22 protein-coding genes are annotated in these 21,077 nt (G+C 70.1%); 7 read left to right on the top strand and 15 right to left on the bottom strand.

Annotated elements, in window-relative coordinates:
* Positions 1-14: 14 nt before the first annotated feature.
* From yjfF to Q9R33_RS20105, 6 genes are all read right to left on the bottom strand, one after another.
* A complete protein-coding gene (gene yjfF / locus Q9R33_RS20130) occupies positions 15-1,052 on the bottom strand; it encodes a galactofuranose ABC transporter, permease protein YjfF (protein WP_310251249.1) in 1,038 nt (345 codons plus the stop codon).
* Positions 1,049-2,095, bottom strand: coding sequence for an ABC transporter permease (locus Q9R33_RS20125; RefSeq protein WP_311294906.1), 1,047 nt, complete (start codon positions 2,093-2,095; stop codon positions 1,049-1,051). Before Q9R33_RS20125 ends, yjfF begins: the two co-directional genes overlap by 4 nt.
* Positions 2,092-3,657 carry a sugar ABC transporter ATP-binding protein gene (locus tag Q9R33_RS20120; protein ID WP_310251255.1) on the bottom strand — a complete coding sequence of 522 codons (1,566 nt, stop codon included), beginning with the start codon at positions 3,655-3,657 and terminating at the stop codon, positions 2,092-2,094. Before Q9R33_RS20120 ends, Q9R33_RS20125 begins: the two co-directional genes overlap by 4 nt.
* A gap of 121 nt (positions 3,658-3,778) precedes the next feature.
* A complete protein-coding gene (locus Q9R33_RS20115; protein WP_056368612.1) occupies positions 3,779-4,768 on the bottom strand; it encodes an ABC transporter substrate-binding protein in 990 nt (329 codons plus the stop codon).
* Between the two features lie 220 nt (positions 4,769-4,988).
* A complete protein-coding gene (locus Q9R33_RS20110) occupies positions 4,989-6,026 on the bottom strand; it encodes a potassium channel family protein (protein ID WP_311294905.1) in 1,038 nt (345 codons plus the stop codon).
* A 90-nt stretch (positions 6,027-6,116) separates the two neighbouring features.
* On the bottom strand, positions 6,117-6,869 hold the full coding sequence (locus tag Q9R33_RS20105; RefSeq protein WP_311294904.1) for a DUF1684 domain-containing protein: 753 nt from the start codon (positions 6,867-6,869) through the stop codon (positions 6,117-6,119).
* Positions 6,870-7,049: 180 nt separating this feature from the next.
* Here Q9R33_RS20105 and Q9R33_RS20100 point away from each other — a divergent pair, with 180 nt between their 5' ends.
* The 4 genes from Q9R33_RS20100 to Q9R33_RS20085 all read left to right on the top strand — a co-directional run bounded on the left by Q9R33_RS20100 (position 7,050) and on the right by Q9R33_RS20085 (position 10,948).
* Positions 7,050-7,424, top strand: coding sequence for a PadR family transcriptional regulator (locus Q9R33_RS20100; protein WP_056368606.1), 375 nt, complete (start codon positions 7,050-7,052; stop codon positions 7,422-7,424).
* 1 nt (position 7,425) lies between these two features.
* Positions 7,426-8,805, top strand: coding sequence for a permease prefix domain 1-containing protein (locus Q9R33_RS20095; protein WP_311294903.1), 1,380 nt, complete (start codon positions 7,426-7,428; stop codon positions 8,803-8,805).
* Positions 8,806-8,926: 121 nt separating this feature from the next.
* A complete protein-coding gene (locus Q9R33_RS20090; protein ID WP_311294915.1) occupies positions 8,927-9,982 on the top strand; it encodes a DNA polymerase IV in 1,056 nt (351 codons plus the stop codon).
* Positions 9,983-10,051: 69 nt separating this feature from the next.
* Positions 10,052-10,948 carry a helix-turn-helix transcriptional regulator gene (locus tag Q9R33_RS20085; RefSeq protein ID WP_056368602.1) on the top strand — a complete coding sequence of 299 codons (897 nt, stop codon included), beginning with the start codon at positions 10,052-10,054 and terminating at the stop codon, positions 10,946-10,948.
* A 131-nt stretch (positions 10,949-11,079) separates the two neighbouring features.
* Here the strand turns inward: Q9R33_RS20085 and Q9R33_RS20080 are convergent, their stop codons facing one another.
* From Q9R33_RS20080 to Q9R33_RS20060, 5 genes are all read right to left on the bottom strand, one after another.
* The gene (locus Q9R33_RS20080; RefSeq protein ID WP_311294902.1) at positions 11,080-11,454 is read right to left on the bottom strand and encodes a DUF2255 family protein; all 375 of its coding nucleotides are present in this window, start codon (positions 11,452-11,454) and stop codon (positions 11,080-11,082) included.
* Positions 11,451-11,870 carry a cupin domain-containing protein gene (locus tag Q9R33_RS20075; protein ID WP_311294901.1) on the bottom strand — a complete coding sequence of 140 codons (420 nt, stop codon included), beginning with the start codon at positions 11,868-11,870 and terminating at the stop codon, positions 11,451-11,453. Before Q9R33_RS20075 ends, Q9R33_RS20080 begins: the two co-directional genes overlap by 4 nt.
* 14 nt (positions 11,871-11,884) lie before the next feature.
* Positions 11,885-12,865, bottom strand: a complete 981-nt coding sequence (locus Q9R33_RS20070) for an aldo/keto reductase (RefSeq protein WP_056368598.1) — start codon at positions 12,863-12,865, stop codon at positions 11,885-11,887.
* A 115-nt stretch (positions 12,866-12,980) separates the two neighbouring features.
* Positions 12,981-14,633, bottom strand: coding sequence for an FAD-dependent oxidoreductase (locus Q9R33_RS20065; RefSeq protein ID WP_311294900.1), 1,653 nt, complete (start codon positions 14,631-14,633; stop codon positions 12,981-12,983).
* Positions 14,634-14,646: 13 nt separating this feature from the next.
* Positions 14,647-14,994: a UBP-type zinc finger domain-containing protein gene (locus Q9R33_RS20060; RefSeq protein ID WP_056368596.1), complete on the bottom strand. Its 348-nt coding sequence runs from the start codon at positions 14,992-14,994 to the stop codon at positions 14,647-14,649.
* A gap of 82 nt (positions 14,995-15,076) precedes the next feature.
* On the opposite strand from Q9R33_RS20060, the gene Q9R33_RS20055 reads away from it, so the two are divergent.
* Positions 15,077-15,838: an MBL fold metallo-hydrolase gene (locus Q9R33_RS20055; RefSeq protein ID WP_311294899.1), complete on the top strand. Its 762-nt coding sequence runs from the start codon at positions 15,077-15,079 to the stop codon at positions 15,836-15,838.
* Between the two features lie 4 nt (positions 15,839-15,842).
* On the opposite strand, the gene Q9R33_RS20050 is transcribed toward Q9R33_RS20055, so the two are convergent.
* On the bottom strand, positions 15,843-17,036 hold the full coding sequence (locus tag Q9R33_RS20050; RefSeq protein ID WP_056368592.1) for an MFS transporter: 1,194 nt from the start codon (positions 17,034-17,036) through the stop codon (positions 15,843-15,845).
* An 86-nt stretch (positions 17,037-17,122) separates the two neighbouring features.
* On the opposite strand from Q9R33_RS20050, the gene Q9R33_RS20045 reads away from it, so the two are divergent.
* Positions 17,123-17,689, top strand: a complete 567-nt coding sequence (locus Q9R33_RS20045; protein WP_310251168.1) for a TetR family transcriptional regulator — start codon at positions 17,123-17,125, stop codon at positions 17,687-17,689.
* 10 nt (positions 17,690-17,699) lie between these two features.
* Here the strand turns inward: Q9R33_RS20045 and Q9R33_RS20040 are convergent, their stop codons facing one another.
* The 3 genes from Q9R33_RS20040 to Q9R33_RS20030 are packed head-to-tail and all read right to left on the bottom strand — an operon-like array spanning position 17,700 to position 20,414.
* Positions 17,700-18,551, bottom strand: a complete 852-nt coding sequence (locus tag Q9R33_RS20040; protein ID WP_311294898.1) for a DUF6999 family protein — start codon at positions 18,549-18,551, stop codon at positions 17,700-17,702.
* 22 nt (positions 18,552-18,573) lie between these two features.
* Complete coding sequence (locus Q9R33_RS20035; protein WP_311294897.1) at positions 18,574-19,275, bottom strand: iron-containing redox enzyme family protein; 702 nt, start codon at positions 19,273-19,275, stop codon at positions 18,574-18,576.
* Positions 19,272-20,414: a 3-oxoacyl-[acyl-carrier-protein] synthase III C-terminal domain-containing protein gene (locus Q9R33_RS20030; RefSeq protein WP_311294896.1), complete on the bottom strand. Its 1,143-nt coding sequence runs from the start codon at positions 20,412-20,414 to the stop codon at positions 19,272-19,274. The genes Q9R33_RS20035 and Q9R33_RS20030 overlap by 4 nt, the downstream gene beginning before the upstream one ends.
* A 183-nt stretch (positions 20,415-20,597) precedes the next feature.
* Here Q9R33_RS20030 and Q9R33_RS20025 point away from each other — a divergent pair, with 183 nt between their 5' ends.
* A complete protein-coding gene (locus Q9R33_RS20025) occupies positions 20,598-21,044 on the top strand; it encodes a pyridoxamine 5'-phosphate oxidase family protein (RefSeq protein ID WP_311294895.1) in 447 nt (148 codons plus the stop codon).
* Positions 21,045-21,077: the final 33 nt, after the last annotated feature.

Genomic DNA, 21,077 nt, shown 5'->3' with positions numbered 1-21,077 from the left:
TCCCACGCCCCGAGTCATCGCCGTCGCGCCGTCAGCACGCGCTGCAGCACGATGAACACGAGGAGCAGGACGCCGATGAAGATCTTCGTCCACCACGACGACAGTGTGCCCTCGAACGTGATGATCGTCTGGATGATGCCGAGCACGAGCACGCCGAGCACCGATCCGAGCACGAAGCCGTAGCCGCCTGCGAGCAGCGTGCCGCCGATCACGACCGCTGCGATCGCGTCGAGCTCGGTGCCGATCGCCGTGAGCGGGTAGCCCGAGAGCGTGTAGAAGGTGAACAGCACACCCGCGAGGCCCGAGCAGAAGCCGCTCACGACGTAGACGAGCACCTTCGTACGAGCCACCGGCAGGCCCATCAGCATGCCGCTGTGCTCGCCGCCACCGATCGCGTAGACCGTGCGGCCGAAGCGTGTGCGGTGCAGCACCCACACGGCCACGGCGACGACGATCACCGCGATGATGACGCTCCACGTGATCGACATCCCGCCGCCGAGCGGCAGCCGGCTGACGGCGAGCGCGATGAACGCCGGGTCGGTGATCGAGATCGAGCTCTGGCTGATCACGTAGCAGAGGCCGCGCGCCAGGAACATCGCGGCGAGCGTCGCGATGAACGGCTGCACTTTGAAGTAGTGGATCATGAGGCCAACGAGCAGGCCCAGCGCGCTCGTCGCGACGAGGATGAGCGGGATGACGACGGCGGCCGGCAGCCCCGCCTGCAGCAGGCTGGCGGCGATCATCGTCGACAGTGCCACGACCGCTCCCACGGACAGGTCGATGCCGCCGGTGAGGATCACGAACGTCATGCCCACCGCGAGCACGATGAGGTACGCGTTGTCGACGAAGAGGTTGAGCAGCACCTGGCCGCTGAGAAAGCCCGGGTAGCGGATGCCGCCGATCACGAACACCGCGACGAACAGCACCGCGGTGACGAGCACGGGACCGTACTTCGGGCTCGTGAACGCGTCGCGGATGCGCGCTCCGAGGCCCTTCGGCGCCTTGCGCGAGACGCCCGTCGTCGGCGCGGGGGCCGGAAGGAGAGTCGTCATGCGGATGCCACACCCTTTCCTGTGCGCACGGCGAGGCTTCGTCGCCATGAAGCGAGCGCCTGGTTCGTCGTCGGCGACTGCAGCAGGCAGACGAGGGTGACGACGGCGGCTTTGAAGACCATGGTCGCGATCGGCGGGATGCCGACCGTGTAGACGGTCGTGACGAGCGTCTGGATCACGAGGGCGCCGACCAGCGTGCCCGCGAGCGAGTACCGGCCGCCGGCGAGCGACGTGCCGCCGATCACCACCGCGAGGATCGCGTCGAGCTCGATGAACAGCGCCGCGTTGTTCGCGTCGGCCGCCATGGTGTTGGCCGTGAGGATGAGGCCCGCGATCGCCGCGCAGACCGCCGAGAACGTGTACACGACGAACAGCAGTCCGCGCGCCCGGATGCCCGCCTGTCGCGAGGCCTCCGGGTTGATGCCGACCGACTCGATCATCATGCCGAGCGCCGTGCGGCGGGTGAAGACGGCGGCGAGCACGAAGACGAACGCGGCGATGTAGACCGCGATCGGGATGCCGAGCCAGAAGCCCGATCCGAGCGCCTTGAACGGCGGGCTCGTGACGGTGAGGATCTGCCCCTCGGTGATGAGCATCGCGACGCCACGGCCTGCGGTCATGAGGATGAGCGTCGCGATGATCGGCTGGATGCCGATGACCGAGACGAGGAATCCGTTCCAGACGCCCAGCACGAGCGAGATGAGCAGGGCCACGACGATCGCGACGGCGACGGTGGCGGGATGGCCGGGATCCGGCGAGCCGAGCAGGATGCTGCAGGCCACCGCACCGGAGATCGCCGCGACCGCGCCCACCGACAGGTCGATGCCGCGTGTCGCGATCACGAGCGTCATGCCGATCGCCACGATCAGCGTGGGGGCGCCGTTGCGGAGGATGTCGATCAGGCTGCCGTAGAGGTTGCCGTCGCGGATCGTGATCGCGAAGAAGCCGGGCACCGCGATCACGTCGATGATCAGCAGCACCGCGAGCATCACGAGGGGCCAGAACAGCCGGCTCGAGACGAACCGGGCGAGGAGGGCGGTCATGCGGAGGCTCCCATGTCGGTGTCGTCGCCGCTGCCCTCGGCGATGAGGGCGAGCAGGCTGTCGACGGTGAGATCGTCGTTGACGAGGTCGGCGACCTTCTGTCGGTCGCGCATCACGATGATGCGGTGGCTGAGGCGCAGCACCTCTTCGAGCTCGGCGCTGATGTAGACGACGCTCATGCCGTTCTCGGCGAGGCTCACCACCAGCTTCTGGATCTCGGCCTTGGCGCCGATGTCGATGCCGCGCGTGGGCTCGTCGAGGATGAGCAGGCGCGGCGCCACGGCGAGCCACCGGGCGAGCAGCACCTTCTGCTGATTGCCGCCCGAAAGGTTGCGCACGATGGCGTCGGGGTTGGCGGGGCGGATATTGAGCGCCTGGATGTAGCTCTGGGCGAGCTCGTCCTGCCGCTTCTTCGGGATGGGCCGGAACCATCCGCGATCGGCCTGCAGGGCGAGCACGATGTTGTCGCGCACGGTGAGTTCGTCGACGACGCCTTCCGAACGGCGGTTCTCGCTCGAGAACGCGATGCGCCGCGAGAGCGCCTGGCGCGGGGTGCGCAGCTTCGCCTGCTCGTCGCCGATGGCGACGCTGCCGCTGTCGACGCGGTCGATGCCGCCGAGGAGGCGCGCCACCTCGGTGCGACCCGAGCCGAGGAGCCCGGCGAAGCCGACCACCTCGCCCTCGTGGATCGTGACGTCGACGGGCGCGACCGCGCCCCGGCGCCCGACGCCCTGGGCGCGCAGGAAGATCGTCGGGTCGCCGGCATCCGCTTCCGTCTCGCGGACGCGCTGCTCGAGGTCGTCGAGCGCGGCGATCTCCTTGCCGATCATCTTCTGCACCAGGTCGATGCGCAGCAGCTCCGGCGTCAGGTACTCCCCCACGAGGCGGCCGTTGCGCAGCACGGTCAGGCGGTCCGCGATCTCATAGACCTGGTCGAGGAAGTGCGAGACGAACAGGATCGCGACGCCGCTCTCCTTGAGCGACCGGATGATGCGGAAGAGCTCTGCGACCTCGTCGGCGTCGAGGCTCGAGGTCGGCTCGTCGAGGATCAGCACACGGGCGTCGATGTTGATCGCGCGCGCGATGGCGATGAGCTGCTGGATCGCGAGCGAGTGCGAGCCGAGGAGCGACGCGGGGTCGACCTCCAGCCCGAGGCCCTCCAGCACGTCGCGCGCCTGGAGACGCATGCGGCGCGTGTCGATCGCGCCGAAGCGGCGCGGCTCGCGGCCCAGCATGATGTTCTCGGCGACCGACAGGTTCGGCAGGAGGTTGACCTCCTGGTACACCGTCGAGATGCCGGCGTCCTGCGCCTGCGCCGTGGAGTGGAACGACACCTCGTCGCCACCCAGGGTGATGGTCCCGGAGTCCGCCTGGTAGACGCCGGTGAGCGCCTTGATCAGCGTCGACTTGCCGGCGCCGTTCTCCCCCATGAGCGAGTGCACCTCGCCGGGGAACATGCGGAACGAGACGCCGTCGAGGGCTTTCACGCCCGGGAACGAGATCGAGATGTCGGTCATCTCGACGACGGGCTCGGGCGCGGGCGGGCGCGTGGTGTCGGTCATCCTGGGTTCTCCGTCGAACGAGGGGCGACTGCGTCGTCGCTGCGGACAGTGCGGGCGGGTCGAATCGAGGGTAGCGGCGGGGACGGATGCCGCGGCATCCGTCCCCGCCACGTTCCGGTTCTCAGTACTGCCGGTCGGGCAGTGCCTCGATGGCCTGCTCCTGGGTGAAGGTGGTCTCTTCGGTGATGATCCTCGGCTCGACGGTGCCGCCGTCATTGAGGGTCTTGATGATGTCCACCAGCTGGTTGCCGAGCAGCGGGGAGCACTCGACGATGAAGTTGATCTTGCCGTCGGCGAGTGCCTGCATGCCGTCGTGCACCGCGTCGACGGTGACGATCTTGATGTCCTCGCCGGGGACGAGGCCCGCGGCCTCGATCGCCTCGATCGCGCCCAGACCCATGTCGTCGTTGTGCGCGTAGACGAGGTCGATGTCGGGGTTGGACTTCAGCATGGCCTCCATGACCTGCTTGCCCCCGGCGCGGGTGAAGTCGCCGGTCTGGCTCGCGATCACCTCGAGGTTCTCGTTCTGACGGATCACGTCGGCGAAGCCCTCGGCGCGGTCGATCGCGGGAGCCGCGCCGGTCGTGCCCTCGAGCTGGACGATGTTGACCTTCTCGGTGGTGTCCTTGTACTGGTCGAGCACCCAGAGGCCGGCCTTCTTGCCCTCCTCGATGAAGTCCGAGCCGAGGAAGCTGACGTACAGCGAGGTGTCCTTGCTGTCGACGGCGCGGTCGGTGAGGACCACCGGGATGCCGGCGGCCTTCGCCTCGTTGAGGACGGCGTCCCAGCCGGTCTCGACGACGGGCGAGAAGGCGATGTAGTCGACGCCCTGCTGGATGTACGAGCGGATCGCCTTGATCTGGTTCTCCTGCTTCTGCTGCGCGTCGGAGAACTTGAGCTCGATGCCCGCGTCGGCGAACGCGGCCTGGATGTCCTTGGTGTTGGCAGTGCGCCAGCCCGACTCGGCGCCGACCTGCGCGAAGCCGACGACGAGCTCGTCGAGAGCCTTCGGCCCCTCGGACTCCGTGCCGGTGCCGCCGCTGCCGGACGCGCAGCCCGCGAGGCCGAGGATCAGCGCGCCTGCGGCGGCGATCGAGAGCAGCTTCTTCATGTGAGTGAACCTCCTTGTTCATCCGGGCGCGAGGCTGGCCGCAGCGCTCTTGGTTCCGGAGCGGCCGACATGGCCGCGATTCAGGATGTTAGCGCTCACTGTTAGCGCTCACAAGCGGTTGTGTGCCGTGATCATGCAACGAACAGGTAACGGATGTGAGCGCGAACATTCCGTGCCGCCCCTGCCCGAGCCGTCGGTCGGGCAGCCAGGCGTCCGGCGACTACCGCGTCGCGTCGGCGAGGAGCCGGCGCATCTCGGCCATCGTCTCCTCTGACTGCGCGAGCAGCGCCCTCAGGCGCTCGACGGTGTGCTCGGGCGACTCGGGTGCGACCGCCTGGGGCTCGAGCCCGGGCGATTCCGGCGTGCCCGCGATGGGCGCCCCCGGTCCACTCCCCTGGCCCACCGCGGCCCCTGCTTTCACGGCGCCCGCCACCGCTCCCGCCGCGACGCCCTTCGCAGCGTGATCGGCGATCGACGGCGCCTCGGTGTGCGAGGTGGTCGCGGCGTCGGTCGCCGCCGGGGCCTCAGCATCCGTCTCCGCATCTTCAGCCGCCTTGCGCGGACCGAGGAAGAGGTTCGCGAGGTAACCGGTGAAGGTACCGAAGATGCCGACGCCGACCACGATGATCAGCGTGCCGATCATGCGGCCGACGTTGGTGACCGGGTACTGGTCGCCGTAGCCGACGGTGGAGATCGTCACGATCGTGTACCAGAGCGCGTCGGAGGCCGAGGTGATGTTCGCGCCGTCGGCGTCCTCCTCGACGTAGAGGATCGAGATGCTGCCGAACTGCAGCACCAGGATGCCCATCAGCAGCAGGGTCATCAGGGCGCTGTTCGCACGGTCGTGGATGAGGGTGGTCCACACGGTCCGCGGGCCGAGTTCGCGCAGCAGCCGGAAGACCCGCAGCAGGCGGAACAGCCGCAGGATCTTGAACTGCGGGAACGGGAGGCTGGCGAGCAGGTCTGCCCAGCCGAAGCCGCGGAAGAAGTAGCGCGACGCCTTCGGCGCCGTCGAGATGCGGTAGATGAAGTCGCCGAGGAAGATGGCACTGAACAGCGCATTCATGACCGAGAGCACGAGCTCGAGCGCGGTGTCGCCGGCGATCGCGTACATCAGCACGAGGTTGAGGATCGAAATGATCGACAGCGCGCCGATGAAGATCTCGTACGCGGTGTTCTTGAGCTCGGACCGCGCCTCGGCGCGGGCCTTCGCCCGCGCGCGAGAACGCTCGCGCATGTCGGAGAGGGAACGGGCCATGGCGAGGCTCCTCGTATCGGGCGATGCCGGACGCGCTCCGGCCGTGGCCCCATTGTGCTCGCACCCGACCCCGGGGTGCGAGCACCACTCTCACGCGGTTTCGGTGATTCTCTCCCCCGCTTCGACACGGACGGCGAGGCGGTTGTTCGCCGGCGGGAGCGGGCACACGTAGTGGTCGCTGAACGCGCACGGCGGCAGGTACGCCTGGTTGAAGTCCACGGTCACGGTGCCATCGGCCGCGGGCGCGTCGATCTCGAGGAACCGGAACCGGTAGGCGTCGACGTTGCTCGTCGCGTCGGCGATCACCGCGCTGAGCCCGTGGGCGGGATCGCCCGTGACGGTGAGCTCGACCGGCGACCCGTCGACCTCGAGCGCGATGGTGCCCACCGCGGGCTCCTCGCGCTCGTAGCCGTCGACGCTGCGGATCACGTTGATCTCGCCCTCGGCCGCAGGGCGGAAGATCCCGGGGAGCGCCCACGCATCGTCGTGAGGGAACGACAGGATGCCGCGCAGTCGCGTACGGCCGGGAGTCTCGGGGTCGAACACGCGCAGGGCCGGCGAGCCCTCGCGGCTGATCGCCTTCAGCCGGACGCTTCCCACATCGAGGTGCTCGCCGGGAGCGAGCACGACGTCGTCGGCCGGAGCACCGGGCGCGTCGGCGCGGAGCCCGGCGCCCGCGACCTTGCCGTCGACCGCCCGCCACACCCCGGGTGCCCCGTCGTACTCGCGCGGCTCGGTGTCGAGCCAGTGCGTGTGGCGCAGTGCGGCGATGCCGTGCTCGCTCGACACGGCGCGCCAGCGTGCGTCGGTGACGGTGTCGGGGGTGCTCGCGGGGAGGGTCATTGAATTCCTTCGTCCGGGGAGGTGCGGTTCGCCCTTCCATCCCAACACGGCGCGGGCGACCGCATTCCCGCGGTGAGCCCCACGGCGACGCGAGGTGTCACGCGGCGTCACGGTGCATACCTTGCGGTTCTATGTAACTTGTACTTCTATGTACCTAGGACTTCTTGGCATGGAGGCGATGTGAAGATCGGCAAGGACCTGGTCGCCGCGGCGGCGACGCCGATGGTGCTCGGCATCCTCGCGGAGGGCGAGTCGTACGGCTACGCGATCCTGCAGCGGGTGGGCGAGCTGTCGGGCGGAGAGCTCGAGTGGAGCGACGGCATGCTGTATCCGCTGCTGCACCGGCTCGAGCGCCTAGGGCACGTCGAGTCGTCGTGGGGGGCCTCCCCCAGCGGCCGACCGCGCAAGCACTACCGGCTCAGCTCCACCGGCCGCGCGGCGTTCGCCGAGCAGCGGCAGCAGTGGGCGGTCGTGAGCCGGGCTCTACAGCGCGTGTGGGCGGATCGCGACGGCGGCACCGACTTCGCCGGCATCCCGTCGTTCGGAGGGGCCTGACATGGCCGAAGACCTCGACCCTCGCATCGAAGAGCAGATCTCGACGTGGCGCGCGTACGTCTCGCGCCCGGAGGCGATCGACGGCCGCGACGTCGACGAGCTCGAAGACCATCTGCGCGGCCAGATCGACCGGCTCGAGGCATCCGGTCTCGATGGCGACGAAGCGTTCCTCGTCGCGGTGAAGCGGCTCGGCGGGCTCGACGACCTCTCGCGCGAGTTCGCGCGAGAACACTCCGAGCGGCTCTGGAAGCAGCTCATGTTCCAGGACCAGCCGCGCGCCCCGCGGACCGGCGGCGGGCTGCTGCTCGCGGTCGGGCTCGCGGTGGCGGCCGCGGTGGCGGTGAAGATCCCGGCCCTGTTCGGCATCCAGTTCGCAGAGAACGGCGACTTCTACGGCCGTTGGTACGCACTGCTCGTGCTGCCGTTCCTGGCGGCGTACTTCCTGGTACGACGCAGGGCGGTGGTGCCGACCATCGCGGTCGTGGCGGGGCCGTTCGTCGCGGCCGCCGTCGTGATGGCGGTCTACCCGTTCGCCCCGGGCGGCGCGACACTCATGCTCGCGGCGACGCACCTCGTCGTGGTGCTGTGGCTCGTCACCGGCATCGGCTATGTCAACGGGCGCGTCCGGTCGAGCCGCGCCCGCATGGACTTCATCCGGTTCACCGGCGAGTGGGTGGTCTACCTCGCGCTCATCGCCCTCGGCGGCGGCGTGCTCATCGCGCTCACGATGGGGGTCTTCGCCGCGATCGACCTCGACGCGGGCTGGTTCGTCGAGGAGGTCATGGTTCCGTGCGGCCTCGCGGGCGCGATCATCATCGCGGCGTGGCTGGTCGAGGCGAAGCAGAGCGTCATCGAGAACATCGCCCCGGTCCTCACGAAGCTCTTCACACCGCTGTTCACGCTCCTGCTGCTCGCCTTCATCGTCGCGGGCTTCATCCAGGGCAACCTCATTGACGACAGCTCGACAGAGATGTTCGGCCAGCGGGACCTGCTCATCCTCTTCGACATCGTGCTCGTCGTCGTGGTCGGCCTGCTGCTGTACGCCCTCTCCGCCCGCGACCCGCTGGCGCCGCCCTCCTGGTTCGACCGGATGCAGCTCGTCATGGTCGTCGCGGCGCTCGTCGTCGACATCATGGTGCTCGTCGCGATGATCGGACGCATCGCCGAGTGGGGAGCGAGTCCCAACAAGCTCGCGTCGCTCGGGCTCAACATCATCCTGCTCGCGAACCTCGCGGGTGCGGCCTGGCTCCAGCTGCGGTTCGCGATGCATCGCGCTCCGTACGAGCGTCTCGAGCGCTGGCAGACCGGCTTCATGCCCGTCTACCTCGCGTGGGCGGCGATCGTCGTGGTGGTCTTCCCGCCCGTCTTCGCGTACGCGTGATGGATGCTGCGGCCCGGCGAGTACGCGCGGGTGTCGGCGCGGGCGCTTAGTCTCGTGTCATGCGCCGGTCGCGAGGGACGGGGTCGTGAGCGACGTCGCCGCGCCCGCGCCCCGGCGCTGGGTGCTCCACGTCGACCTCGACCAGTTCATCGCCGCCGTCGAGATCCTGCGCAAACCCGAGCTCGCGGGCAAACCCGTCATCGTGGGCGGCCGGGGCGACCCCACCGAGCGCGCGGTCGTCTCCACGGCGTCGTACGAGGCGCGCGAGTTCGGGGTCGGGTCGGGGATGCCGCTGCGCATCGCCGCGCGGAAGATCCCGGACGCCGTCATCCTGCCGGTCGACGCGCCGCTCTACCTCGCAGCATCCGAGGAGGTCATGGCGACGCTGCGCGCGCAGCCGGGAGCCGTGGTGCAGGTGCTCGGGTGGGACGAGGCGTTCGTCGGCGTCGACACCGACGACCCCGAAGGCTACGCCCGCAGGCTGCAGCAGGACGTGCTCGACCGCACCCGCCTGCACTGCAGCGTCGGCATCGGCGACAACCTGATCCGGGCGAAGAACGCCACCGACTTCGGCAAGCCGCGCGGCACTTTCCACCTCACCGCCGCCAACTGGCTCGAGGTCATGGGGCACCGCCCGACGATCGCCCTGTGGGGCGTGGGGTCGAAGATCTCGAAGCGGCTCGCGCTGCTCGGGATCGAGACGGTGTCCCAGCTCGCCGTCGCCGACCCGGACGCCCTCACCCGCGAATTCGGGCCGAAGATGGGGCTCTGGTACCGCCAGCTCGGTCGTGGCGACGGCTCGAACGTCGTCGACGACACCCCGTGGGTCGCACGGGGCCACAGCAAGGAGACGACGTTCCAGGTCGACATCGTCGAGCCGGACGAGATCGAGGACGCGGCCCGCAGACTGCTCGGCGACGTGCTCGACGAGGTCGCCGCCGACGACCGCCCCGTCGTGGGGCTCGGGCTGAAGGTGCGCTACGCGCCGTTTCTCACCAAGACGTTCACGAAGAGGATCCCGTCGACGTCCGACCGCGAGGTCGTGCTGGCCCGCACGATGGAGCTCGTCGCGAAGATCGAGCCCGGCAGGCCCATCCGCCTCCTCGGCGTGCGTGCCGAGATGGCGATGCCGGACGACGCCCGCGACGGCCACACGCCCACCCGCGGCGGCTGGTGATGTGACGCCGGGGTTGACGGGCACTCGCAGAGCCTGTCAGCACGGGGTCCCGCGACGTAGCGTGGAGTCATGGCTGACATCCGCGCCGAGGTGAAGGAGTTCCTGAGCTCCCGTCGCGCCCGGCTCACCCCCGAACAGGCAGGGCTGCCCGCATACGGCGGCAACCGCCGGGTCGCCGGCCTCCGCCGCGAGGAGGTGGCGATGCTCGCCGGCGTGTCGGTCGACTACTACGTGCGCCTCGAGCGCGGCAACCTCGCCGGTGCGTCGGAGGGCGTGCTCGACGCCGTCGCGCGCACGCTGCAGCTCGACGAAGCGGAGCGCGAGTACCTGTTCGACCTCGCGCGCGCGGCCGGCCCTGGCCGCAAGCCCGCCCGCCGCCCCTCGCCGACGGTGCGGCCGGCCGTGCAGCAGGTGCTGGATGCGTTCACCGAGGCCCCGGCCTGGGTGCGCAACGGCCGCCACGACATCCTCGCGGCGAACCTGCTCGCCCGAGCGCTCTACTCCCCCGTGTTCGACGATCCACGCCGGCCCGTGAACACCACCCGGTTCGCGTACCTGAACCCGGCCGCCCGCGACTTCTGGCGCGACTACGACCAGATCACGCACGACTCCGCCGCGATGCTGCGGATGGAGGCGGGCCGCAACCCGCACGACCCCGACCTCATCCGGCTCGTCGGCGAGCTCTCGACGCAGAGCGAGCTGTTCCGCGAGCGCTGGGCCTCGCGCGATGTGAAGTTCCACCGCAGCGGCCTCAAGCGCCTGCATCACCCCGTGGTGGGCGACCTCGAGCTGACCTACGAGTCGATGGACCTGCCGAGCGAACCGGGCCTCGTGCTCAACGTCTACACGGCGCCGGCGGGTTCTCCGTCGGCCGACGCCCTCACGCTCCTGGCGTCGTGGGCGGCGACGCAGGCGGCGGAGTTCGCCGCACACGACGCGTCCGCGACCGCCGCCTCGCCGCGCTGAGCGCTGCCTGCACCTCTGTGCGTCGCTCCGAAAATCGGACGAACGACGCGTTTCCGGACCCGCTGCAGCCGCAGCATCCGGAAAGCGAGCGGAAGTCCGAATTCCGGATCGGCGAAGTCAAGTCGGCGGGATCAGACGGGCAGGACGACGAGGGTCGTTGCCGCGGCATCCGTTCCGGTGATCGGCCTCACGTACGCCGCACCGTAGCGGTCGTACTTGGCGTGCAGCTCCGCGTCGACGTCAGGCGCCACGGCGGGGACAGCGAGGCGGAACGTCACGTCCTTCGAGATGCCGCCCGCCGTCACGCGACCGGTGCCCGATCGCAGTGCGCGGCGGAACCACCCGTTCTCGGGACCGTGCGCCGACCGGATGTAGAGGGCGTCGCCGACGGCTGCGTGCCAGATCGTGACGGCGGGGCGCAGCGTCCCGTCGGGCCGCCGCGACGAGATGCGCAGCTCGGTGGCCGCGCCGATGCGGCGCAGCTCCGTCGCATCCCAGGCGGTCACGACGCGCCTCCCGAGGGGTACTCGGCCTCGGTGAGCTTGGGGCCCCACTCCGTCTCGGGGTCGCCGGCGTCCGGCGACGGCGCCTCCCAGAGAGCGAGGTGGCACATGAACTGGTCGGCTGCGGCGCCGTGCCAGTGCCACTCACCCGCGGGCGTGTACACCGTGTCGCCGGGGCGCAGCTCGATGAGCTCCTCGCCGCGCGTCTGCACCCAGCCGACGCCCTCGGTCACATGGAGCGTCTGCCCCACGGCGTGCCGGTGCCACGCGGTGTGCGCGCCGGGCGTGAATCGCACCAGGTTCAGGCGCGTACGCGAGGGTTCCTCACCGCGGTAGTAGGCGTTGAAGTAGACGTCGCCGCTGAACCACTCGGCGGGTCCTTTGACCGTCGCCGCCTGCGGCTGCCGGTTCGTGCTCATCGTGCGCTCCCTTCTCAGAGCCCGACCATCGCCATGCCGGAGTCGTCGTAGCGGTTGCCCGCCACGACCGCGGCGAGCGCGTCGAGCATCGCGATGTCATCGGCCGACAGCGCCACGGTGGTCGAGCCCGCGTTCTCGTCGACGCGCTCCCGACGGCGGGTTCCCGGGATCGGGACGATCGACGGATGCCTCGACAGCAGCCACGCGAGGGCCACCTGGCCGGGCGTCGCCCCGCGTGCGGCGGCGACCTCGCGCACGCCGTCGACGACCGCCTGGTTCGCGCGGAGGTTGTCGGGCTCGAAGCGCGGGACGCGGCCGCGGATCTCGCCCGCGCCGAAGGTGGCGTCCGCCGAGACGGTGCCCGTCAGGAACCCCTTGCCCAGCGGGCTGAACGGCACGAACCCGATGCCGAGCTCCGCGCAGGTCGGCAGCACCTCGGCCTCGGGGTCGCGCGTCCACAGCGAGTACTCGCTCTGAACGGCCGTCACCGGGAACACCGCGTGCGCGCGACGGATGGTCGCCGCACCGGCCTCAGAGAGACCGAAGTGCTTCACCTTGCCCGCAGCGACGAGTTCGCCGACCGCGCCTGCCACGTCTTCGATGGGCACCGCGGGATCGACGCGGTGCTGGTAGAACAGGTCGATCGCGTCGACGCCGAGGCGCTGGAGCGAGGCGTCCGCGACCCGCCGGATCTGCTCGGGGCGCGAGTCGGTCCCGACCATCTTGCCGTCGACGATGTCCCAGCCGAACTTCGTCGCGACGACCACGCGGTCGCGGATCGGGGTGATGGCCTCACCGACGAGCACCTCGTTGTCGTACGGTCCGTACACCTCGGCGGTGTCGATGAACGTCACGCCCTGATCCACGGCGTAGCGGAGCACGCCGATCATGTCGTCGCGGTCGCCGGGGTTCGGGCCGTAGCTCATCGACATCCCCATGGCGCCGATGCCGATCGCCGAGACCTCGAGGCCCTGGCCGAGCTGCCTGGTGTGCATGGTTCCTCCTCGTGCCGCAGAGCGTTCGCCCGCGGCATCCTTCATCCCACTCCTGTCAGCCTGCGCGCGGGAGACCCCGCTGTGACAGGTACCGCGAGAACCCCTCACGACGGCGTCAGCGGATGTCGGCGAGCGCGCGGTGCACCGACGCGACAGCGCTGGACCCCTCGCCCACTGCCGCGGCGACGCGCTTCATCGAGCCGCGGCGCACGTCGCCCGCGGCGAAGATGCGGGGCACGGAGGTCTCGAACGGCAGCGGTTCGCGGCCCATCCCCTGCCAGCGCTCCAGCGACTGCACCGACACGTCCGTGCCGGTGCGCAGGAACCCGTCGGCGTCGCGATCGAGCTCAGCGAGCCAGGATGTCGCCGGCTCCGCGCCGATGAAGCAGAACAGTCCGCGCGCTGCGACGTCGCCGATCGAGTCGATGCTCACGCTCTCGAGGGCCGCCCCTCCGCCGAGTGCGGTGACGCGGGACCCGGTGTGCACGTCGATCCGCGGGTCTTCGAGCAGCCGGTCCACGAGGTACGACGACATGCGGCTGCCGAGGTCGGAGCCGCGCACCACGAGGTGCACGGGGCACCCGTTCGCGGCGAGATACAGCGACGCCTGCCCGGCGGAGTTCGCCCCGCCGACCACCACCACCGGCGACTCGAACACCTGCCGGAGCTCGAGCGGCGTGGCCGCGTAGTAGATGCCGGCGCCCTCGAACTCGTTCCATCGGTCGAGGTCGAGCGTGCGGTAGGCGGCTCCCGAGGTGACGATCGCGGTGCGCGCGCGGATGACGCGGCCGTCGGTGAGCGTGACGTCGAGGTCCCTCCCCGCCGGCCGGAGGTCGGCCGCCTCGCACGGCGCGTAGACCCGCACTCCGAACTTGAGCGCCTGGAGCGATGCCTGGCCGATGAGGTCGCCGCCGCTCACGCCGAACGGGAAGCCCAGGAAGTTCTCGATGCGCGACGTCGCCGCGGCCTGCCCACCCGGGGCCACAGCATCCAGCAGCACCGTGCTCAGCCCTTCGGAGGCGCCGTAGATGGCGGCGGCGAGGCCCGCGGGTCCGCCGCCCACGACGACCAGGTCGACCACCTCGTCGGCGCGGCCCTGGTAGCTCAGCCCGAGCCGCTCGGCGACCATGCCGGGCGTCGCGTTCTTCATCGCCTCGCCTTGGATGAAGGCGACCGGCAGGTCGTCGAGGCCGATGCCGTGCTCGCCGAGCGTCCAGAGGTCTCCCGGTGCGAGCTCGATCGCGGTGTGCACGAGGTCGACGCGCTCGGCGAAGCGTCGCAGCGCCAGGAAGTCGCGTGATGAGCGGGGTCCGACGAGCTTGAGGGTCAGCGCGGCGGGTCCGGCGCGGAGGATCTCGCGGCGCGCCCACAGCGCGTGCAGGATGATGTCGCACAGCTCGTCGTCTTCCGCCATCAGTGCGCGCAGGCGCGGGCGGCTGACCCGCAGCATCCGTCCCGCCTTCGTCGCCCGTGCCGACAGGAACGCGCCCTGCCCGTTGAGCAGGCCGAGTTCGCCCACGAAGCTGCGCGGACTCATCGTGCCCACGTGGGTCTCGCCCACCCAGCCGAAGGCGACGCGGACGATCTCGATCTCTCCCGTGTCGACGAGGATCAGGTCGTAGTCGAGGTCGCCGGCCTCGAACAGGTACTCGCCCGCCTCGACGTCGTGCGGCTCACCGAACGACAGCAGACGCTCCCACTGCGCGTCCGTGAGCGCGGGCTTCATCATGCGCTCGAACTCGCGCTGCGTCATCTTCGCGTTGCCCATCGCAGTCCCTTCCTCAGCGGTGGATCAGCTCGCGCCAGTCGGCCGGGACACGGCCTTCCGGCCCCGGCGACGGCTGCGTGTCGGGCCGCGAGGCGGGCGGCGAGAGCTGCGGCCCGTCGACGTAGTCCTCCGCGACGTAGTCCCAGAACCACTCCTCGCCCGGTTCGAAGCTGCGGACGTACCGGTGACCCGTCGCGCGGAAGTGCGCCGTCGCGTGCTGCGCCGGCGAGGTGTCGCAGCAGCGCACGTCACCGCACACCGCGCAGCGCCGCAGGTGCACCCACCACCCGCCGACGTCGTCGCAGTCGGCGCAGCCCTCGCCCGAGGGCGGCACGGTGGGGTCGATCTCGCTCAGGCTCATGCGCCTGCCTCTCATCGCACGCGTTCCGTCGGTGCGATGCTAACGCGCCGGGGCGGGAGCCGGGCCGTTAGAGTGAGCCGCGATGATCGAGGTTGCGGACGGCGTGCTCGTCGCCACGAGCCGCGTGATGTCGACGACGTCGACGGTGCTGTGCCGCGACGGCGAGGCTCTGCTCATCGATCCGGCGTGGATGCCCGATGAACTCGACGCCCTCGCCGACGAACTGGACGCCCGCGGCCTCCGCGTCATCGGAGGCTTCGCCACGCACGCCCACCACGACCATCTGCTGTGGCACCCGCGCTTCGGCTCCGCGGCGCGGTGGGCGTCGCGGGCGACCGCCGCGCTCGCCCGCGACGAGCGGGACGCACTGGTCGCCGCGCTCGGCGCAGAGTTCCCGGAGCCGCTGGTCGAGCTGATGGGGGCGGTGGAGGAAGTGGATGCTGCGCTCCCACCCGCGTCCGTTCCGCGAGGATTCGCCCCCGAGCTGGTGGTGCACGACGGCCACGCGCCCGGTCATACCGCGGTGTGGCTGCCCGAACAGCGGGTGCTGATCGCCGGCGACATGCTCAGCGACCTCGAGCTGCCCCTCCCCTTCTATCCGGACGACCTTCCGTCGTATGTCGCGGCGCTCGACCTCCTCGCCCCGTTCGCCGCCCGGGCCGCCGTCGTGATCCCGGGCCACGGAACCCCGGGGTCCGACGCCGTGGCGCGCCTCGACGCCGACCGGCGTTACCTCGACGACGTCGTCGCCGGACGGGTTCCGAGCGACCCGCGCCTCGCGAACCCGGGAATGCCGGACGAGTACGCGCACCTCAAGGCGATGGTCGCCGACGCCGGCTCCTGACGCCTCAGGCCTCCTCGACGAGGACCGGCGCGCGACGCCGGCCGCCGATGAGCGGTGCGACCATCGCGGCGATGACGACGAACACGAGCGGGATCAGGAGTGCGGCGCGCAGGCCGTACTCGTCCCCGACGAAGCCCAGCGCGGGCGGTCCGACGAGGAACGCGACGTAGCCGGCCGTCGCCACGAGCGACACGCGTGCCGCCGAGTCAGGACCCGAGTCGCCGGCGGCGCTGATCGCGACGGGGAACCCGAGCGATGCGCCGAGTCCCCACAGCAGCACCGCGGCGGCGGCCACGACCTGGCTGTCGACGAAGATCACGAGTGCCAGGCCGACGGCGGCGAAGACGCCGCTGGCGCACAGCACCGCAGGTCGGCCGAAGCGCTCGATGAACCAGCCGCCCGAGAAGCGGCCGATCGTCATCGCGGCCGCGAACACCGCGTAGATCGTCGAGCCGAGGGCGGGATCGAAGCCGTGGCCGTCGACCATGACCAGCGGGAGCCAGTCGTTGGCGGTCCCCTCGGCGAGCGCCATCGCCAGGATGATCACCCCGATCAGCAGCAGGCGGGAGTCCTTCCAGAGCGCCCGACGGTCCTCGTGCACCGTCGTCGTCTCGCCGCCGTAGGCGCGACCGGTGTGCGGCGGCAGCGCGGGGACCGCGAGAAGGACCGCGACCAGTGCCACCGCTCCGACGATCACGAGGTGCCACACCACCGGGAACGCCGCAGCCGTGGCCACGATGCCGACCACGGCGCCGACGACGGTGCCGAGGCTGAAGCATCCGTGCAATGTCGGAAGGAACGACCGATCCGTCACCCGCTCGACGTCCGCGCCCTCGACGTTCATCGCCACCTCGCCGCCGCCCATTCCGGCACCGAAGAGGAAGAGGCCCGCCGCGACAGCGAACGGCGACCCCGTGGCTGCCCCGATGCCGATGAGCGGCATGCTCAGCACGATTCCGGCGGCTCCGGCGGCGATCACCGGGCGCGCGCCCCGCCGCGCGACGAGCGCACCGGACGAGAGGATGCCGATCATCGAGCCGAGCGAGAGGCCGAACAGCACCAGCCCCATCTCGGCGGTGGACGCCCCGAGCAGATCTCGGATGTCGGGCGTGCGCGTCACCCAGGAGGCGATCCCGACACCGGGGACGAAGAAGAGCGTGGCCAGGGCGAGGCGGCGCGCGCGAAGAGACGTGGGCATCGGCATCCTTCTGAGTATGTACGATCGTACACAAGTGATCTGTACTATCGTACACAACTGGCGATCCCGACGAGAAGAGGTTTCGGATGGTGGCACGAGGCGCCAATGACCCCGACCGGAGGGAGCGGATCATCGCCGCGGCGCTCGAGGTGATCGGCGAGCGCGGTGTGCACCAGACCAGCCACCGTGTCATCGCCGCACGCGCCGGGGTGCCCCTCGGCTCCCTCACCTACTACTTCGACGGGCTGTCCGACATCCTCGAGCAGGCGTTCGCCTCACTGGCAGCCCGTATGGCCGAGCAGTACCGCGCCAGCCTCGAGGGCGCACGGTCCCGCGATGAGGCATGCGCGGCGGTGGTCGACCTGATCTGCGGCTCGTACGCGACGACTGACGAGGTGCGCGCGCTCTTCGAGATGTACTCGTTCGGCAACTACGACGCGAAGGTGCACGACCTCTGCCGCGATTGGCTGCTTGTCAGTCGCGCGAGCCTCGGCCTGCATTTCACGCAGCCGACCGCACGCGCCCTCGACGCGCTCGTCGAGGCCTTCCCGATGCACCAGGCATGGGAGGGTGAGCCGCTCGACCGCGCCTACGTCGCGGCGGTCGTACAGGCGCTCGTGGACCGGTTCGAGCCGGCACGCGACGTCGCATGACCGCGACGGATCAGTCGAGTTCGACCGTCGTGTCGCGGGGGTAGGCGCCGCCGGCGAGCTTCACCAGGTGGGCGTGCGCGTACTCGCACACCAGCGCGTGCCGGTAGACCATGCGCGGAACATCGACGTTCGAGTCCATCCAGAGGCTCATCCCGGCGAGCTTCCAGTGGCGGAACGTGTCGTCGCCGGTGACCAGCGCGAGGATCTCGAGGAACGAGTCGTCGAACCGGATCGAGTGCACCGCCCGCCGATACTCCTCGACCGTGAGCGCCATCGAGAACGGGATGTTCATGAAGCACAGCGCTGTCTGGATGTCGAGCCGAAGGTAGCGTCGACGGCGGCGCTCGGCATCGATCGGCGGGATGTCGAGCTGCGCGAAGTCGAGCGCCTCCGGCCGCGTGAGCGGAACGCCGTCGAGGGCGATCAGGACGTCGTACACGTTGACGTCGTGCTCGACGACGGCCGAGTCGCCGAGTCCTGCGAGGGTCTCCGGCCGGAGCGTCACAGGCGCCATGTCCACCGCCGTGTTGCGGATGATGAAGTTCACCAGGTTCGTCTCGACCACGAAGTGCCGGATCAGCAGCTCGACCGCGCCCGGCGAGACGAAGCGGCGCAGGAACCACACGCACAGCGCATCCATCGTGCTCAGCGGCATCCATCGGAACGGCAGCACGCGCTTCACGATCGAGATGATCGCGACGAGCAAGCGGGAGACGATCCGCGCGATCGGGTAGAGCCAGCGCCGCGACAGGCGTCGCTGGTCGTTGATGATCTGACGCACCAGCGCACGGTCGAGAGGGACCGAGGGATCGGCGTACACCGCCTCCCACATGCTCGGGTCGGAGCGCACGAACTCCGGCATGCTCGGCCGCGGCGCCGCCACGTCAGCGGTCCAGTTCCTCGAGCTGCAGCGCGTACAGCCGCGCCACCACCTGCGCGCAGCGAACGATGTCGTCGGCATCGCGGTCGTCGATGATGCCCGAGGTCAGGATCGCCTCCATGTCTCCGGTGTGCCCGGCGTCGGCATCCTGGTGGTACCGCATGAAGTGCACCTGGTTGTCGGCGAGGCCGAGCACCTCCTGGAATCGGGCCGCCCAGCCCGCCGCGCGCTTCGCGCCCAGGCCCTCGATGATGAACATCGCGCCCAACAGCCCGACGGGATTCGGCTGACCCGCGTAGTGGAACATGTAGCCCGATAGCGCCTCCGACCCGATGTTCTTGCGCCCGCGGCGGAGCTCCTCGAGCGTGCCGCCGATCGCCACGTAGTCGCGCTCGAGCATCAGGTAGTCGCGGTGCTCCTCCTCCGCGTGGCGGATCGCGGCCGCACGCAGCTCGAAGTGCTCGATGTCGAAGCTCGACGCCGCTCTCGAGATCCACGGCGACCCGTCGACCACCTGCTGGCGGAGGTTGAAGAGCAGTCGCCGGTAGTCCTCGAGCGTGACCGTGCCGTCGGCGAGGCGCTGCAGGATGGGCACCCGGTCCAGCCGGTCTTCGAGCTCGACCCAGACCTCCGCCAGGCGTTCGAACAGCGTCCCGGCGCCGTCCTCGGGGGCGATGTCGGCGGCGACGGTCGTGGTGCTGCTCATGTCGATGCTCCTTGCCGGTCGCTCGGTGCGACCACGGTGAGATGGGCGAAGGCGAACGAGAATCGGCCCGACTCGGGCACGGCGAGAAGGACCGTCTCCCCCGGCGCGAAGCGCCCCGTGTGCCACGCTTCCTCGAGCGCGATGAAGATGCTCGCGGAGCCCGTGTTGCCGCGGGTCTCGAGATTCGAGAACCAGCGGTCGGTGTCGAGCGTCGGGATGCGGCGCCGGAGCGCCTCGAACGCGACGTCGCGGAACATGTTCGTGCTGTAGTGGCAGACGACGTGGTCGAGGTGGCGCACATCGACGAGCCCGATGTCGACGAGCTCCTCGAACTGGCGGATGCCGGCATCCGCGAGGTCGTCGAGCATGCTCACGTCCTGTCGCAGCAGGAACATGCCGGCCGCGTCCCCCTCGGCGATGCCGACGTCCTGCCAGGTTCCGCCGACCTCCGGCTCGGCTCCGACCATGCCGGCGCGCATGCACACGTCGTGCTCGTGAGCGAGCGAGACGTGCCGCACCCAGTCGACCCGCAGCGACGGCTTGGTCGGGTGCGGCTGGAACTCGACGACGACCGCACCGGCTCCGTCGGACAGCATCCATCGCAGGAAGTGAGCGTCCATGCCGGCACGGATGCCGTCGTACCGGCGCTGCCTGAGGCTCCGGCTCGCGAGCTCCGAGCCCACCACGGCCGCACGGGGGTGGTCGCCGAGCCGGATCTTGCTGACGACGGCGTCGAGCGCCGCGAGGCTGGACGCGCACACACCGGACGCCGACAGCAGCTGCATCGGCCCGCCGCCGAGCCGCCCGTGCACCATCGACGCGAAACCGGGCACGAGCACGTCGCCCATCGTCGTCGCGCACGCCAGCATGCGGATGTCGTGGGCGTCGATGCCGCGATCGTCGAAGGCCGCCCGGAGGGCCTTGACCGCGAGCTCCTCGTTGAGCTCGGTCGGCTCGCCGTGCGCGTCGAGCGCGTAGTGCCGCTGCCGGATGCCGTTCGAATCAAGGATGCGCCGCCGGATGCGCTGGGTCACCGCGTCGTCCCCGCCGAGGCGCGCCACGATGCCGTCGTTGTCGACCGGCTCCCCCGGCAGGTACCGGCCGAAGCCGGTGAGATAGGCATTCGCCGTCGCGCCCATGGTGAGAAGACTAAAGGGAAGACATGGATGCTGTGCCCCGCAGCATCCATCATCCCTTCAGTCCCCTCCGATTCGGCGTCGCCATCACGTGCGCTCGGACCAGGTCCGCTCTGCGCCGGGAAGAACTAAGGTGTGCGCAGAAGGGTCGTGCTGCGGCGGACGAGGATCGACGGAGATGGCGCCATGGAAGACACGAATGAAGCGGTCGTGACACTCAGCGAAGAGCAGTGCTGGAACATGCTCGCGCGCGGCGAGCTGGGGCATCTCGCCCTGGACGCGGGCGGCGAGCCCGACATCTTCCCGGTGAACTACGTGATCGACGGACCCCGGGTGCTGTTCCGCACCGCTCCGGGTTCCAAGCTCGCGGAGTTGTCGCAACACCCTCGCGTCGCGTTCGAGGTCGACGAGTACGACGACACGTACGCCTCGAGCGTGATCGTCAAAGGCGTGGCGGAACGGCTCGAGCTGCAGCGTGAGATCGACGAGGCCGACGCACTTGCGCTGCGTCCTTGGATCCCCACCCTCAAGTACCGGTGGGTGCGCATCGTGCCGACGCAGATCTCGGGCCGGTGGTTCGCACGGACGCCGGAGCCCGACCGCTACAAGGCGTCGTCGAAGGAAGGCGCGTAAGCGCTTCGCGAGGCTCGGGCGACCTGCATGCGT

This window comes from Microbacterium sp. PRC9 (genome assembly GCF_031844125.1).
Taxonomy (GTDB): domain Bacteria; phylum Actinomycetota; class Actinomycetes; order Actinomycetales; family Microbacteriaceae; genus Microbacterium.
The sequence above is the reverse complement of the archived record's forward strand: the minus strand, read 5'-3'. Positions and strand labels throughout refer to the sequence as shown.

What these genes read in the sequence shown, in the direction of transcription:
- Q9R33_RS20060 (WP_056368596.1), bottom strand. Translation starts at nt 14,994, where the DNA reads ATGAGCCTGAGCGAGATCGACCCCACCGTGCCGCCCTCGGGCGAGGGC.
- Q9R33_RS20045 (WP_310251168.1), top strand. Translation starts at nt 17,123, where the DNA reads ATGGTGGCACGAGGCGCCAATGACCCCGACCGGAGGGAGCGGATCATC.
- Q9R33_RS20075 (WP_311294901.1), bottom strand. Translation starts at nt 11,870, where the DNA reads ATGAGCACGAACCGGCAGCCGCAGGCGGCGACGGTCAAAGGACCCGCC.
- Q9R33_RS20040 (WP_311294898.1), bottom strand. Translation starts at nt 18,551, where the DNA reads ATGCCGGAGTTCGTGCGCTCCGACCCGAGCATGTGGGAGGCGGTGTAC.
- Q9R33_RS20105 (WP_311294904.1), bottom strand. Translation starts at nt 6,869, where the DNA reads ATGACCCTCCCCGCGAGCACCCCCGACACCGTCACCGACGCACGCTGG.
- Q9R33_RS20035 (WP_311294897.1), bottom strand. Translation starts at nt 19,275, where the DNA reads ATGAGCAGCACCACGACCGTCGCCGCCGACATCGCCCCCGAGGACGGC.
- Q9R33_RS20070 (WP_056368598.1), bottom strand. Translation starts at nt 12,865, where the DNA reads ATGCACACCAGGCAGCTCGGCCAGGGCCTCGAGGTCTCGGCGATCGGC.
- Q9R33_RS20085 (WP_056368602.1), top strand. Translation starts at nt 10,052, where the DNA reads ATGGCTGACATCCGCGCCGAGGTGAAGGAGTTCCTGAGCTCCCGTCGC.
- yjfF (WP_310251249.1), bottom strand. Translation starts at nt 1,052, where the DNA reads ATGACGACTCTCCTTCCGGCCCCCGCGCCGACGACGGGCGTCTCGCGC.
- Q9R33_RS20065 (WP_311294900.1), bottom strand. Translation starts at nt 14,633, where the DNA reads ATGGGCAACGCGAAGATGACGCAGCGCGAGTTCGAGCGCATGATGAAG.
- Q9R33_RS20025 (WP_311294895.1), top strand. Translation starts at nt 20,598, where the DNA reads ATGGAAGACACGAATGAAGCGGTCGTGACACTCAGCGAAGAGCAGTGC.
- Q9R33_RS20120 (WP_310251255.1), bottom strand. Translation starts at nt 3,657, where the DNA reads ATGACCGACACCACGCGCCCGCCCGCGCCCGAGCCCGTCGTCGAGATG.
- Q9R33_RS20055 (WP_311294899.1), top strand. Translation starts at nt 15,077, where the DNA reads ATGATCGAGGTTGCGGACGGCGTGCTCGTCGCCACGAGCCGCGTGATG.
- Q9R33_RS20095 (WP_311294903.1), top strand. Translation starts at nt 7,426, where the DNA reads ATGGCCGAAGACCTCGACCCTCGCATCGAAGAGCAGATCTCGACGTGG.
- Q9R33_RS20115 (WP_056368612.1), bottom strand. Translation starts at nt 4,768, where the DNA reads ATGAAGAAGCTGCTCTCGATCGCCGCCGCAGGCGCGCTGATCCTCGGC.
- Q9R33_RS20050 (WP_056368592.1), bottom strand. Translation starts at nt 17,036, where the DNA reads ATGCCCACGTCTCTTCGCGCGCGCCGCCTCGCCCTGGCCACGCTCTTC.
- Q9R33_RS20110 (WP_311294905.1), bottom strand. Translation starts at nt 6,026, where the DNA reads ATGGCCCGTTCCCTCTCCGACATGCGCGAGCGTTCTCGCGCGCGGGCG.
- Q9R33_RS20030 (WP_311294896.1), bottom strand. Translation starts at nt 20,414, where the DNA reads ATGGGCGCGACGGCGAATGCCTATCTCACCGGCTTCGGCCGGTACCTG.
- Q9R33_RS20125 (WP_311294906.1), bottom strand. Translation starts at nt 2,095, where the DNA reads ATGACCGCCCTCCTCGCCCGGTTCGTCTCGAGCCGGCTGTTCTGGCCC.